The following is a 12,696-nucleotide window of genomic DNA, read 5'->3' as shown; positions in this document are numbered from 1 at the left end:
CGTCGGTAATGCCTCTAACGCACACGATCCGGATGCCGTTACGAACTATTTTGCCCCGGATGCTGTGTTCGACTACGCCAGCGGCTCGAGGTGTTTGCCCGCAGGTTCGAGAGCACTAAGACCCTGAATTGGGAAGCGTTGGGAAACCTAAGCAGCCCTTCATTTCAGACGCGCATGCGTGCGCTTTGCAGGAATCGAAAGCCGATCACGTTTCTTTCGCCGACCGCGATTTTAGCCAGTTTACGACTTGCATCACCGCGTGTTGGTTTGCGGCCGAACGCTCTATGAGGAGGTAAAAATCGCTACCACCGATGTCTCTTGCCGCACCAACCTCTACCAGGCGTCCTGCCTCAAGATCTCGGGAAACCATGAAACGGCTGACAAGGGCCACACCCTGCCGCGCGATCGCAGCGTCAACCGCAAGCGCTGTCTGGCTTAATCGAAGGCCGCGTTGCGATTTGTCACGAACCCCAAGGTCTGCAAGGTATCGCGGCCAAAGGTCATGCGTGTCATGAATTTTGGGCAGGCGTGCAAGGTCATCTGGTGTTAACGGATTGAATCCGTCGCTGATAAACTCGGGTGCGGCGACGGCAATCACCTCTTGCCTGAAAATAAGCGCCGCCCGAAGCGCGGCGCCAAACGGCGGCGATCCCTGCCGGACGGCAAGGTCGATCCCGTCGCTGTGAAAGCTGGAAACTTTTTCAGTGGCCATGATCCGCAAGTCGATTTCCGGATGGCTCTCAGCAAAGTCCGGCAAATTCGGGATCAACCATCTGGCAGCAAAAGTCGGGGTGACGCTTATTATAACCTTGTCCGGTTCCGGCTTTAGCTCGGCGGTTGCTGATCTAAGGCTCGCAAAGGCAACCGATATACGTGCGTGATAGCTACGGCCAACCGAGGTGAACTCCAATCCTTTGGGCACCCTTTCGAACAATGTGACTTCTAGGTGAGCTTCCAGCAGTCGCACCTGCTGCGCCACCGCCCCTTGTGTTACGCCCAACTCATCGGCAGCGGCGCGGAAACTGAGGCGGCGCCCAGCGACTTCGAAAGCCCGTAAACCGTTGAGGGGAGGAAGATCAGCCATGAGACAATAGTATTTCTACTGTAATGAAACATCAAATCTCAATCGAACGACCCATCGAAACAGGATATTTTCGCAGAATACATAAGGGGAATCGTCAGATGGCAGTAGAAAAAGTAGCTTTGATTACCGCGGGCGGGAGTGGCATGGGGGCTGACGCGGCACGCCGGCTTGCCAAAGATGGCTTCAAAGTCGGGATCCTCTCTTCTTCGGGTAAAGGCGAAGCACTCGGCGCCGAGCTGGGTGGTTTTGGCGTCACTGGTTCTAACCTCAGTGGTGACGATCTGACTGCTTTGGTCACGGGCGCGACGGAGCGTTGGGGCCGCGTCGATGTCTTGGTCAATTCCGCCGGTCATGGCCCGAAAGGGCCCGTATTAGAGATCGGTGACGATGACTGGCATCAGGGGATGGAGGTCTATCTGATGAATGTGATCCGCCCAACACGGCTGGTGACACCCTTGATGCAGCAACAGGGCAGGGGGGTGATTATCAACATCTCTACTTTCGCGGCGTTCGAGCCCGATCCGCTGTTTCCAACATCAGGCGTCTTCCGGGCAGGATTGGCCGCCTTTGCCAAACTCTATTCCGATAAATATGCCGCAGAGAATATTCGCATGAATAACATCCTGCCAGGTTTCATCGACAGCTTGCCCGAAACAGAAGACCGCAAAGCTCGGATTCCGATGGGACGTTACGGTCATGCTGCGGAGGTCTCTTCGCTTGTCTCATGGCTGGCGTCTGAAGGCGGTGGCTATATGACGGGTCAAAACTTGCGCGTTGACGGAGGATTGACCCGCGCTGTCTGAGGCAACGTATCTGTTTGCACAACATCAAGCCTCAATGCATTTACGCATTGCCTGAGGCAGCACAAAAGGAAGCGGGCCGGTCGGCACCATGCCGATCGGTAGGTTGATGCCGTAAACTTGCTGCATAAGGTCATCGGTGAGGATATTTGAAGGTGTGCCAGAGCCCCAGACAGTGCCCTGTGACATCACGTAAACACAGTCTGCAAATAGCGCGGTGAGGTTCAGATCGTGCATCACCACCACCACACCTCCACCTTGGGCGGCAAAATCGCTTGCGATACCAAGGACCGTAAATTGATGCGCGATATCCAGGCTGGCAACCGGTTCGTCCAGTAAAAGCCAGCTGGGATGATCGGCCCGTTGTGCCTGCCAGACCTGCGTCAAAACACGGGCTAACTGTACGCGCTGCTGCTCACCCCCGGACAGGGTCTGGTAAGACCTCTGCTCGAACCCGGCTAGGTCGACATGTGCCAGGGCGGTAGTGACCGAACCGTCATCTTGTGCGGCCAACCCGTTTGCCAGCCCCAGTCTGACAATCTCGTGCACTTTGAAAGGAAAGGCCACGCTGGTCGATTGTGGCAGCACGCCCCGTTTCGCGGCCAGTTGCCAGGGCTTTAACTCTGAGATGTCGTGGCCGTTCAGGGTGACGGTTCCGGTCGAGGCAATCTCTCCGGCCAATGCCTTTAGTAAGGTCGATTTGCCCGATCCGTTGGGCCCGATGATTGCGGTGACATGACCGGGATCGGCCTTGAAATTCACGTCGTGCAAGATGTCCTTTCGGCCCAGGCTGACGCAGATGTTCTTACCTTGCATGATTTACATTCCCATAATGCCGTGGCGGCGCAGGAGGATCCAAAGAAAGACCGGTGCGCCGAGAATTGCCGTGACGATCCCGATTGGCAGTTCCGCCGGGGCCACCACGACCCGGCTGATCATGTCGGCGCATAGCAGCAGACTGGCACCCAGCAGGGCGGAATTCATCAAAAGCCTGTGGTGGTCCGGCCCCGTGGCCAGCCGTAGCAAATGGGGGACCACAATTCCGATGAACCCGATGCCGCCGGACACGGCAACAGCGGCCCCGGTGGCCCCGGCAACGGCCAGAATGGCAATGTTCTTGCTGCGCTGAACCGGGATGCCCATGTGATGGGCCACCGCCTCTCCCATCGCCAGACCGTTAAGCGCGCGAGCCAGAAATTGTGTGCTTGCAAGGGCAACCAAAATGATAGGCGCAGCCGAGGCGATTTTGGTCCAGGTTGCCCCAGCTAACGATCCCATTCCCCAGAACGTCAGGTCGCGTAATTGCTGATCATCGGCCATGTAGACCAGAACACCCGATGCAGCGCCGGATAAGGCACCTAATGCAATGCCGGCCAGTAGCATAGTTGCGACCGATGTCCGCCCTCCGCTGGTCGAGACACGGTATAGGATCAGAACAGACGCCCAGCCACCAAGAAAAGCAGCAATGGCCACTAACCCGTTTCCGGTCCAGACCAAAACCGACACTGGCACGTGGCTGCCAAGCATGATGGCTGAAATTGCGCCCAGACCTGCGCCCGCGCTGACGCCGACAATTCCGGGGTCCGCCAACGGGTTTCGGAAAAGCCCTTGCATGACCACCCCTGAAACAGCCAGTGCGGCACCGACCAGAATCCCCATGGCAAGCCGGGGCAAGCGTATGTCCCAAAGGACAATCCGATTCAGGTCAGACAGGGACCGCCCATTGATTAGGTCGATCACCGCCATGTTTAACGACGCATCCGAAGCACCGACTGAAATGCTTGCGGCGCTGGTTAGGCCAAGCAATACCAGTAAGGCCAAAGTAACCCGCCGTGCGGTTGCTCGCCGATTGTACCCAGGTGCCTCGGCGCTCATATGATCCAACGTCAGCGTCATGAGCCACCTTCATCCTGCAGGGCTGCTGACAGATCAGAAATGGCACTGGCGGTTCTAGGGCCAAACCCAAGAAGATATGCACCCTGCATGCGGATCAGCATCTTGTTCTGGCCCGCCGGGGTCAGCTTGACTGCGGGCAGTGAAAAGAGCGCGGCATCCTCGGTATTATTATCACCCCGCCGATCCATCATAAGGATGACATCAGGCGCAGCCGACACCAGCGCTTCGGGCGTCATTGGCTTGTAACCTGACACTTTGGCGGCGGCATTTACACCGCCAGCCAATCGAATGATGCTGTCTGCTTGGGTATCCACACCTCCCACTGTGATCCGGTTATCCTGCACCGACAGAACAAACAGAACCCGTTTCGGGTTGGATCCTGCGGCACTACTAGCCGCCAATTCCGCCTGATTGATCTGGCGTATGGTTTGCGCTGCCAATCCCTCGGCAGCAACGTCAGCTCCCAGCACGGCCCCAACGGTTTGGATTTTTTCGACCACGCCTTCCAGAGAGAACCCATCCTTGATCGTGACGTATTGCACGCCCGCTTCCTGCAGAACCGCAATCGCCTCTGGTGGTCCTGAACCTTCAAGCGCCAGGACCAAGTCTGGTTCTACCGACAAAACGCCTTCGGGCGACAGCGCGCGTCGGTATCCGATATCGGGCAGGTTCATCGCTTCTGTCGGGTAGGTTGATGTTCGGTCGCGACCAACAAGCCTGTCTTGCTGACCCAGAGCGTAGACGATTTCAGTGATGGAACTGCCGATCGCGATGATCCGCTTTGGTTCGTCGTCCGCAGCCTGCGCGACCTGTGTACTTAGCAGCATAGCCAAGGCAGGCCAGATCACTCGCATCCTGTTCATGTCAGCGCGGCCTCGGGTTGGGGTTCAAGTGCGGCAACTAACTCATTCCAGATTGGGCGATGGTCGGTATCGCCGGTGCGCTGACCAAATATCTGGAAGATCAGCCCACCTTCTGCATCGAACGCCTCGACCGAGACGGCGGGGCCGCGCTGAGTCGGTTTGGTGACAGCCCAGACCTCTGCAATATGGTCCGTCCTCAGATGCAGATTGAAACGCGGGTCAAGCACATTGAACCAGGGTCCCATCTGCTTGATCGTTCCGATAAGGCCACCGTGAATTTCGATACATCCACGATTGCCAACAAAGATCATCACCTCAATTTCCTTGTCGCACACCTGTTCGAACATTGGTGATATTACCGACGGCGTCAGTTCCCTGACAAGCGGTTGGCCGGCGATGCGATAGGCCCCCAATCGGTTCATCTTGAGCTTTGAGGTCAAGCGCATGAACTGGTGGGTGTCCGTCATCTTGGCCCATTCCGCACGTAGGATTTCCGTCTTTTCGGGGTTGGCCTTGGGCGCTTCGGTCGGTCGGCGCGGTTCTAAATCAAGAGTTTGCGATTGGTCCTCAGACGCAAGGGCGCTGACAAGCTTATCCCAATGGTCCAGATCCGATCCTTCGCGCAGGAATATCTTGTGCACCGCATCGCCTGCGGCATCAAAGACCTGAAGCGAGCGTTTCACACCGCTGTCGGTTTTGCGTTCGATCGCAAAGGCATGGACCCAGTGGCTGGGAAACATGCGCAAATCAATCTCATCCGTCAGAACCATCGAGGCATGCGCGCCCGAATGGTAATTGTCGTATTGTCCGACCTTTTCGATCACGCAGGAGATATTGCGCGTCAACGCCATGACCTCTCCCAACCCGTTGAGCATTGGGAAAATGTCATCAAGGCTAGCCGACAGCCGCGTTACGTCCAGCCCAGCGAAGGCTGCAACCAGCTGCCCTTCGGTCAATCCAAGCGATTCTGCCAGATCGCGGTCACGCTTACCGCTGTTTTGCGCATAGGCTGCGCGAATTTGATCGGGGGTGTTAGGCACCTGTTCCGTCATGGGGTTTCCCATCTTACGAGTTGATTTTCGGAGGTGCTGGCCCGGCTGCCGATTTCCTCGGCTGCCCGCTGGCAAGAGCCGTCAGAACGACTGCGATTTATTGTTGACTGTTTTAGTAACCTTTATTAACGAGCACAAGTCGCCAAAATCGGCGAGTCTAAAAAACAATAAAACAGACTGACCAAAGCCAGCATGGCGCAAGCATTTCAGGTCCTCCTACTGTTTCGAAGGGACAGAGATGCGTGTGCAAATACGGAAGATAGCTTTGCTGGGAACGGCTTCGTGCCTCAGCATGATTGCGGCTGGCGCTATGGCGCAAGAACAAGACGATGGTTTCCTGGGCACCCTGATACTTGGGGAAAGCAAACGAGAGATTCAGACAGACACTGCCGTGCCGGTCACAAATATTGATCAGGAAGAGATCAACGACCGGCAGGCCAATACGGTTGCAGAGCTGATCGACTCGGTTCCGGGGGTAAGCCTGGTGAACGGCTCGACCCCTCAGGGATCGGGCATCAATATTCGCGGCTATGGTGCAAACGGCACGTTCGGAACCGACCAGAAGGTACTGATCCTGGTCGATGGTGCCACAACGGGCGCGGAAGAGCTGTATCGGATCGGCAACCAGCTTTTTACTGACCCCCAGCTTTACAAAAGCGTCTCGGTCATTCGGGGCACTGTCGGTTCATTCGAATATGGGTCCGGGGTTGTTGGTGGTGTCGTTCAGCTGGAAACCAAGGGCGCGTCAGATTTCACCGGTGGAGAGCCGGGTTTCCGTTTCCGTCAAACCTTTGAAGGGTATTCCAACGGTAACGGATTTGCCTCGTCCTCTATCCTGGCTTGGCAGCCGAATACCCAAACGGAATTTCTGTTCAACTACGCCTATCGGGATCAGGACGATCAGGAGGATGGAAACGGCAATACGATCGGCAACAGCGCGTTCACGCTGCCGTCGCTTCTGGCTAAGGGCAAATACAGCTTCGGCAACGATCTCGAACATTCGTTCACCGCATCCTACAACCAGTCCACATCTGAAGAGCGCGACGTCCCTTATGACTCGTTTGGCACCACGTCGGATGCCTTTGGTAATGTAGACCGTGATATCGAAACAAAGATCGGTATCCTGCGGTATCAATATCAACCCGTTGGAAATGATCTGGTCGATCTGGATGTGAACCTCAGCTATTCTGAGCAGGCGATCGAAAGCAGCTATGTTTCCGGGTCTTCCAGCCTTGAGGGCACGCCATTCTTCCCTGGAATTCAGGCTCTGGCTGATGCCACGCATAACTATGAAACGACAAAGCTGACGATCAAGAACACGTCGTATTTCCAGACCGGCATCGCCTCGCATGATCTGCGGGCAGGGATTGAATTCATCAACCGCGAACGGTTGGACGCGGCATCGGCGCCGGGTGGAACCGACCGTCGATTTGCCCTGTTTGCTGTGGACGATGTGCAGATCGGTGACAATCTGACGATTACCCCCGCGGTGCGATATGAGACGCAGGACATCGACGGTGATGATGACGCCGCGGCCCCGTTCAACGAAAGCTATGACAACAACGCGCTTATGGGCGGGTTGTCGGCGCGGTACGCGTTCAACAGCGGTTTCGCGATCTTTGGTGGTGCGGCCTACACGGAAAGCCTGCCGATCATCGATGATCTGGGCACGCCGCTTTACATGACGCAACCCGAGAGATCCCGCACGTGGGAAGCTGGTTTTTCCTATGATCGCGGTGACGTGTTTGCCGAGGGCGACGTGATCCGCGCCAAGGTCAATTTCTATCAAACGACCCTGTGGGATATCACCTCCTACGTCTCTGGCACCCCGTCTCAACCTCTGTCCGAAGTGGAAACAAAAGGCGCCGAGATCGAAGCCTCTTATGCCAATGCGGGTGGGTTCTACGTCGATTTCAACTCGAACATCGTGACGGGTACGGAAACCAGCGCCACCGGCGATGACTCGCGTTGGCGGAATGAGCCGTCGGATTCCGCGCGCCTGACATTGGGCAAGCGGTTCGGTCAGACGTTGGACGTCAGCTGGGAAATCTTCGGTGCCCGGGCCGGAACGGACTCGAGCGGGGACGCGACCGCGGGATACGGAGTAAACTCTCTGCGTGCGACCTACATGCCGCAAGAGGGTGTGTTTGAAGGCTTTGAGCTGCGCGCCGGTATCGAGAACATCCTTGATAAGGACTACCGCCCGAACCTGTCGACCCGCAATTCGACGGGCCGGACCTTCAAGCTCGGCCTGGCCAAAACCTTCTGATCCCAAGGAAAGGACCCGTTATGCGAAGTGCGGCAGCAAACAAAGCCAGCGCTGTCCTGTCGACCCTGCTCTCAGTCTTGGGGGCAGGGATCGCCAGCGCAGAAGACGTGCCCAAGACTGGCGGCGTATCAATCGAACTCAGCTCTGCCGAAGCAAGGGGGCAAAACTGTCTGCTCAGCTTTGTCGCCGAAAATATGCATGAGGTCGACATCAACGGTGCGGTCTATGAAACCGTCCTGTTTGGCAAAAACGGTGCGGTCGCGTTAATTACCCTGCTGGATTTCGAAGAACTGCCCGCAGGCCGCCCACGGGTCAGGCAGTTTCAATTCACCGACATGGCCTGTGACCAGATCAGCCGGATTCTGTTCAACGGCGTGCAGGAATGCATGACCCAGAGCGGTAACAAAGATGCCTGCATGAATGGCCTCAGTCTAAAAAGCCGCCTTGAAACTGAGATGATTGGATAAAGCTATGTCCGAAATGCTGCAAAAACTGATGGAAATCCTGCAATTAGGGGGCCCGGTGGTGGCGATCCTGATTGCAGCCTCAATCGCGACCCTCGCCTTGGTCTTTTACAAAATCTGGCAATACAAAGCGGCGGGAGTCGGCCGTCACGTCGAATTGTCAAGGGCGATCGACGCATGGGACCGAGAAGACCCCACGGCCGCCAGAATATACCTGAACAAAAGCCGTAGTTACCTGGCGCCGGTGATCGCAATGGCATTGTCCGGGAATGATCGCACCTTGTCCGAACGGGTCGATGCCGAGGCTGAGACGCGATTTGCAAAACTGGAACAGGGTCTCAACGTGCTGGACATCGTCTCGCAACTTGCGCCCCTGCTTGGATTGTTCGGCACAGTGCTGGGCATGATCGAAGCCTTCCAGACCCTGCAGGGGGCAGGCAACGCTGTTGACCCATCGTTGCTGGCTGGGGGCATCTGGGTGGCGCTGATGACAACAGCAGCAGGGCTGGCTGTAGCCATGCCGACGTCACTGATCCTGACCTGGTTTGAGGCCCGCGTGAACCGGGAACGCGTCTTTGCCAACCGTGCGCTCAGAACAATATTTGCCCCCGGCCATGCCGAGGAGACCGAGCAAACGGCAGGGGCGTCAATTACGGCGCTGGTACATGGCGCTTAATGTGCAAAGAAAGCGGCGCAAACGCCTGTCAATGACGTCGCTTATAGATGTCATCTTTTTGCTGCTGTTGTTTTTCATGCTGACATCCACATTCTCGAAATTCGCCGAGATTCAGTTTTCGACGGCCTCAGTCGGCGGCGCGGAGCCAGACCAAGCCATCCGGTTTATTAAACTGGATGCAGACCGAATTCTGGTCGATGGTGCGCCTGTACCATTGGCGCAGGTGGCTCCAATGCTGCTCGACGCCAAATCCCAAATCGCGCTCATCAGCCTGGGTCCGAGGGCAACCTCTCAGCAGCTGATTGATCTGCTCATCGGGCTGGCACCTGTCGAAAACCTGCGCACTCAGGTTTTGGGCTGATGCAGTTGAAATCGAAGCCCAGACAAAGCCGAGATCCAACCATCGCGCTGATCAATGTCGTGTTCCTGATGCTCATATTCTTCATGATCGCAGGCACCCTTACGCCGCCGCTCAACGGATCGGTTCAGCTTGTCGAAACGATGGATCTGGAGGGACGCGAGCCGCCTGATGCTTTGGTTATTCGCGCCGATGGCACACTTGAATATCGCGGGGCAGAGCTGACCAATGCTGCGGCCTATGTCGAGAGGGCGGCTGTTGATCTGCCCCTTGATGCGGTTCGGATCGTGCCGGATCGATCCTTGCCTGCAGTCACGCTCAAACAGATCAGCGATGACTTGAGCGGGTTGGGTGCAAGTCAGGTTTATGTCGTGACCGAAAGGGGATTACGGTGATAACCAAATCCCGCGTGGTAGTTGTGATTTCTGTCGCATTGGCCGTAGCGACACATGGCCTTGCGCTTTTGGATTATTCGACCGCTGAACAGGTGCAGGTCGAAGGTGGCGGAGAGGAGAGGGCCGCCGCGCTGGGATCTGTATTCAAGGACTTCGTCGCCGGAACAAATGCACCAGCACCGGCCAGCACGCGCAAGAAACCGGCAGCACCTCATCGGTTGCAACCCAAGGCCCGCCCTGTCAAGCAGCAGCGCACAACGTCGCCGCAAACTCTCAGCCCGGTTGTGAGCAGCGCTACGGCCGCGACCGCTGTTGCGCCAAGCCCTCTCAGGCCTCAGGACGCTGAAACACCGAACAGACAGGGTGATGCTGCTTCGGTGTCGCCGACCGAGGATGCCAAGCCGCCGGAACCGAAGAAACAGGCAAGCAATCAAACTGCCACCGCGCATGGCAACGCGAAACAATCGGGGAAAAAAGGTGACGCCACCGGGAAAACCACGAAAGGCGCGGCAAATGTTGCTACATCCACGTCAGCGCTGACCGCATCCGGCAATGCTGACGCCAGCAACTATGCCGGACAGATTAAACGCAAGATTATCCGCGCCCGGAGAAAGAGCGCCAATATTCGAGGTGCCGCGTTGGTGGTCTTTCGAATAGCTGAGAACGGGACATTGCAGGCGGTTGGAATAGTACGCAGTTCAGGATCAAAGCGGTTGGATCAGGTCGCCCTTGCCCAGGTAAAAGCGGCTGCACCCTTCCCGCCACCTCCGGCAGGGGTGAGACGAGATTATACTTTCGAAATCATCGGGCAGCGATAGGTGTCATATCCGATCGAGCCAAAGGGCCCCTTCGTAAAGATGGGGACACGGCTGCGCTTTGCGCCATCAACTATGAACACCGGTGATCATGGCGACAATTTCGTTCTTGTCGGTCTCGGCAGTTGTCCTGACGCCTATCTGTTCACCCCGGCGTAAAACGCAGATGCGGTCGGCAAGACGAAAAACCTGATCCAGGGAATGGCTGATTATCAAAATTGCCAGATTGCGATCCTTAAGTGACGCGACAAGGTCCTCAACCTTCGCAGTCTCTGCAACGCCAAGTGCTGCAGTGGGTTCATCCAGAAGGATCAATTTGCTGGCCCAATGGGTTGCTCGCGCGATAGCAATGCCCTGTCTTTGGCCTCCGCTCAAATCACGTATGGCTGCGCGCTCAGAGGGGATGCGCACGTCAAGCTGATCAACAAGGCTTTGGGTTTCGGCACGCATGCGTGCTTTATCCAGCAGTCCAAAGGGTTTGCGCGTCAGTTCGCGGCCCAGAAACATGTTCATATAAACCGGCTGTTCGTCAGCCAATGCGAGGTCCTGATAGACCACCTCAATACCATGTGATCGAGCCGCGCTAGCATCCGAAAAACCGACTTCTTCGCCGTCGAGCGCGATCTCGCCGCTGGTTGGTCGATGCACGCCAGAGATGATCTTGACGAGCGTGGATTTACCCGCGCCATTATCACCGACCAGAGCCACGATTTCACCGGGGTAGAGGTCCAGTGAAAAATTCTGGATTGCGACCACTCCGCCAAAAGATTTGTGGATTTGCTTGAGGGAAAGAACCGGAGTCATTGCGCAAATGCTCCCGGCCAGCTGACGTGGTCGCCAAAGCCGTTTTCGATTGAGGTAAGCTCTGGCATTCCGCTGTCTACGCCTTTTATCCCGGCAACCAAAGCGCGGGTCACAAAGGCCTGCCCACGGAAACCGAAGACAACCGTGTCGCCTGGTGCGGGGTTTTGATCACTGTCGCTGTCGATCATGGCGTAGTAATCTATTGCGGAATAATCAGGAATTTCGACATTTCGCAGGGCTGACCGGCTGATTGTCGGGCTGCTGCTGACCAGCGCCCGAACCTGGTATTTCGGGAAAACCGGATCGATATAGAGCCCGCCGCCAAAGCAATAGGCTTTCCCGCCGTGATGGTGCGAGACCTCGGAAAGGTAAAGTACGGCCGGATCCTCAGGAAGGTCTTCTACCGCATGGAGAGGCGTCGTGCCATGTAGGCCATTGCCCGGTTCAACCTGCGTGGCCCCGGCTTCGGCTAATGCTGGAAGAACAGCTGAAGATGTCGTTCCGGGGGCATTGATTTCGACCTCCGTACGCCCAGCACGCGCCAGAGCTTCTGCAGCCATGTTGAGCGTGTGGAGGTTTGGGGTCGGCACAACCTTGCGGTCATCCTGGTCGAAAAGCAGGGCGGGAAAGGTCGTAATGCCTGCAAAGCGCCCGCCCTGCAGCGCATCCAAACAGTCGGCCACCGCCAAGATATCATTCGCGTCAAATCCCCCCTCGTGGCCACGATAGAACGTATCCCCTTCGGTCTGGATGCGCGCCATCAGTGCCTGTTCTCTCTCGGCCCGAGCAGAGGCGTCTGCCGCCTCTTTTGCCTTGTTGTCCGAGAATACCGTCCAATAGTCCGGGCGTAGTTTGGCTGCGGCGAAGAGAGCTTCTTGGCGGGGCACCTGTACAAGGTGACCCAAATGACCTGTCCTTAAGCCAGCGCGGTCACATGCCAAGGCGCAGGCCATATCCACGGCGACGGACCGGCTGATGCCACCGCGCATGACCGCCTGACAAAAGCCGGAATGGCGGCCCACCTGTTTGGTCATGGCAAAAGTTGTAAGGCCATGCCTACGGGCCACATCAGAGAAAAGGCGCGCGTTGCGTTCGACGGCATCCAGGTCAAGCAAATAGGCGTTTGCGGGGATCTTCCCTTGTTGATGCAAGGCCATGGCAGCCTCGATGAACTTGGGGTTGCGGCGTATGAGAAGATCAAGAAACATTGGGTTGCTCCG

14 protein-coding genes are annotated in these 12,696 nt (G+C 56.7%); 7 read left to right on the top strand and 7 right to left on the bottom strand.

Going from position 1 to position 12,696, the window contains the following annotated elements:
* Positions 1-205 precede the first annotated feature (205 nt).
* Complete coding sequence (locus AC2FLB_RS06775) at positions 206-1,084, bottom strand: LysR substrate-binding domain-containing protein (protein ID WP_496702325.1); 879 nt, start codon at positions 1,082-1,084, stop codon at positions 206-208.
* 98 nt (positions 1,085-1,182) lie between these two features.
* On the opposite strand from AC2FLB_RS06775, the gene AC2FLB_RS06770 reads away from it, so the two are divergent.
* The gene (locus AC2FLB_RS06770) at positions 1,183-1,887 is read left to right on the top strand and encodes an SDR family oxidoreductase (RefSeq protein ID WP_142637939.1); all 705 of its coding nucleotides are present in this window, start codon (positions 1,183-1,185) and stop codon (positions 1,885-1,887) included.
* Positions 1,888-1,911: 24 nt separating this feature from the next.
* Here the strand turns inward: AC2FLB_RS06770 and AC2FLB_RS06765 are convergent, their stop codons facing one another.
* The 4 genes from AC2FLB_RS06765 to AC2FLB_RS06750 are packed head-to-tail and all read right to left on the bottom strand — an operon-like array spanning position 1,912 to position 5,695.
* The gene (locus AC2FLB_RS06765) at positions 1,912-2,700 is read right to left on the bottom strand and encodes a heme ABC transporter ATP-binding protein (protein ID WP_496705581.1); all 789 of its coding nucleotides are present in this window, start codon (positions 2,698-2,700) and stop codon (positions 1,912-1,914) included.
* Between the two features lie 3 nt (positions 2,701-2,703).
* Positions 2,704-3,780, bottom strand: coding sequence for a FecCD family ABC transporter permease (locus tag AC2FLB_RS06760; protein ID WP_496692067.1), 1,077 nt, complete (start codon positions 3,778-3,780; stop codon positions 2,704-2,706).
* Positions 3,777-4,643 (bottom strand): heme/hemin ABC transporter substrate-binding protein, encoded by an 867-nt coding sequence (locus AC2FLB_RS06755; RefSeq protein ID WP_496692068.1) that lies wholly within the window; start codon positions 4,641-4,643, stop codon positions 3,777-3,779. Before AC2FLB_RS06755 ends, AC2FLB_RS06760 begins: the two co-directional genes overlap by 4 nt.
* Positions 4,640-5,695: a hemin-degrading factor gene (locus AC2FLB_RS06750; RefSeq protein ID WP_496708903.1), complete on the bottom strand. Its 1,056-nt coding sequence runs from the start codon at positions 5,693-5,695 to the stop codon at positions 4,640-4,642. The genes AC2FLB_RS06755 and AC2FLB_RS06750 overlap by 4 nt, the downstream gene beginning before the upstream one ends.
* Before the next feature lie 238 nt (positions 5,696-5,933).
* Between AC2FLB_RS06750 and AC2FLB_RS06745 the strand changes: the two genes are divergently transcribed.
* From AC2FLB_RS06745 to AC2FLB_RS06720, 6 genes are read left to right on the top strand one after another with little or no spacing between them, the layout of a single operon-like run.
* Positions 5,934-7,964, top strand: coding sequence for a TonB-dependent receptor domain-containing protein (locus AC2FLB_RS06745; protein WP_496708902.1), 2,031 nt, complete (start codon positions 5,934-5,936; stop codon positions 7,962-7,964).
* Between the two features lie 20 nt (positions 7,965-7,984).
* Positions 7,985-8,431 carry a hypothetical protein gene (locus AC2FLB_RS06740; protein ID WP_496690031.1) on the top strand — a complete coding sequence of 149 codons (447 nt, stop codon included), beginning with the start codon at positions 7,985-7,987 and terminating at the stop codon, positions 8,429-8,431.
* A 4-nt stretch (positions 8,432-8,435) separates the two neighbouring features.
* A complete protein-coding gene (locus AC2FLB_RS06735) occupies positions 8,436-9,104 on the top strand; it encodes a MotA/TolQ/ExbB proton channel family protein (protein ID WP_496692969.1) in 669 nt (222 codons plus the stop codon).
* Positions 9,105-9,135: 31 nt separating this feature from the next.
* A complete protein-coding gene (locus AC2FLB_RS06730) occupies positions 9,136-9,465 on the top strand; it encodes a biopolymer transporter ExbD (protein WP_496705571.1) in 330 nt (109 codons plus the stop codon).
* Positions 9,465-9,857, top strand: coding sequence for an ExbD/TolR family protein (locus AC2FLB_RS06725; RefSeq protein ID WP_496708901.1), 393 nt, complete (start codon positions 9,465-9,467; stop codon positions 9,855-9,857). The genes AC2FLB_RS06730 and AC2FLB_RS06725 overlap by 1 nt, the downstream gene beginning before the upstream one ends.
* Positions 9,854-10,675 (top strand): energy transducer TonB, encoded by an 822-nt coding sequence (locus tag AC2FLB_RS06720; protein WP_496708900.1) that lies wholly within the window; start codon positions 9,854-9,856, stop codon positions 10,673-10,675. The genes AC2FLB_RS06725 and AC2FLB_RS06720 overlap by 4 nt, the downstream gene beginning before the upstream one ends.
* A 66-nt stretch (positions 10,676-10,741) precedes the next feature.
* Here the strand turns inward: AC2FLB_RS06720 and AC2FLB_RS06715 are convergent, their stop codons facing one another.
* Together AC2FLB_RS06715 and AC2FLB_RS06710 are read right to left on the bottom strand one after the other, a co-directional pair.
* Entirely contained in the window at positions 10,742-11,476 is a 735-nt protein-coding gene (locus AC2FLB_RS06715; RefSeq protein WP_496692973.1) for an ATP-binding cassette domain-containing protein, read from the bottom strand.
* On the bottom strand, positions 11,473-12,684 hold the full coding sequence (locus AC2FLB_RS06710; RefSeq protein WP_496708899.1) for an alanine racemase: 1,212 nt from the start codon (positions 12,682-12,684) through the stop codon (positions 11,473-11,475). Before AC2FLB_RS06710 ends, AC2FLB_RS06715 begins: the two co-directional genes overlap by 4 nt.
* Positions 12,685-12,696: the final 12 nt, after the last annotated feature.

The sequence above is a fragment of the Ruegeria sp. CDSA236 genome (genome assembly GCF_059611285.1).
The sequence above is the reverse complement of the archived record's forward strand: the minus strand, read 5'-3'. Positions and strand labels throughout refer to the sequence as shown.

Excerpts from the sequence above, each read along its gene's own strand:
- AC2FLB_RS06765 (WP_496705581.1), bottom strand. The coding sequence starts at position 2,700 with ATGCAAGGTAAGAACATCTGCGTCAGCCTGGGCCGAAAGGACATCTTG.
- AC2FLB_RS06745 (WP_496708902.1), top strand. The coding sequence starts at position 5,934 with ATGCGTGTGCAAATACGGAAGATAGCTTTGCTGGGAACGGCTTCGTGC.
- AC2FLB_RS06760 (WP_496692067.1), bottom strand. The coding sequence starts at position 3,780 with ATGACGCTGACGTTGGATCATATGAGCGCCGAGGCACCTGGGTACAAT.
- AC2FLB_RS06730 (WP_496705571.1), top strand. The coding sequence starts at position 9,136 with ATGACGTCGCTTATAGATGTCATCTTTTTGCTGCTGTTGTTTTTCATG.
- AC2FLB_RS06775 (WP_496702325.1), bottom strand. The coding sequence starts at position 1,084 with ATGGCTGATCTTCCTCCCCTCAACGGTTTACGGGCTTTCGAAGTCGCT.
- AC2FLB_RS06715 (WP_496692973.1), bottom strand. The coding sequence starts at position 11,476 with ATGACTCCGGTTCTTTCCCTCAAGCAAATCCACAAATCTTTTGGCGGA.
- AC2FLB_RS06770 (WP_142637939.1), top strand. The coding sequence starts at position 1,183 with ATGGCAGTAGAAAAAGTAGCTTTGATTACCGCGGGCGGGAGTGGCATG.
- AC2FLB_RS06735 (WP_496692969.1), top strand. The coding sequence starts at position 8,436 with ATGTCCGAAATGCTGCAAAAACTGATGGAAATCCTGCAATTAGGGGGC.
- AC2FLB_RS06710 (WP_496708899.1), bottom strand. The coding sequence starts at position 12,684 with ATGTTTCTTGATCTTCTCATACGCCGCAACCCCAAGTTCATCGAGGCT.
- AC2FLB_RS06740 (WP_496690031.1), top strand. The coding sequence starts at position 7,985 with ATGCGAAGTGCGGCAGCAAACAAAGCCAGCGCTGTCCTGTCGACCCTG.
- AC2FLB_RS06755 (WP_496692068.1), bottom strand. The coding sequence starts at position 4,643 with ATGAACAGGATGCGAGTGATCTGGCCTGCCTTGGCTATGCTGCTAAGT.
- AC2FLB_RS06750 (WP_496708903.1), bottom strand. The coding sequence starts at position 5,695 with ATGACGGAACAGGTGCCTAACACCCCCGATCAAATTCGCGCAGCCTAT.
- AC2FLB_RS06725 (WP_496708901.1), top strand. The coding sequence starts at position 9,465 with ATGCAGTTGAAATCGAAGCCCAGACAAAGCCGAGATCCAACCATCGCG.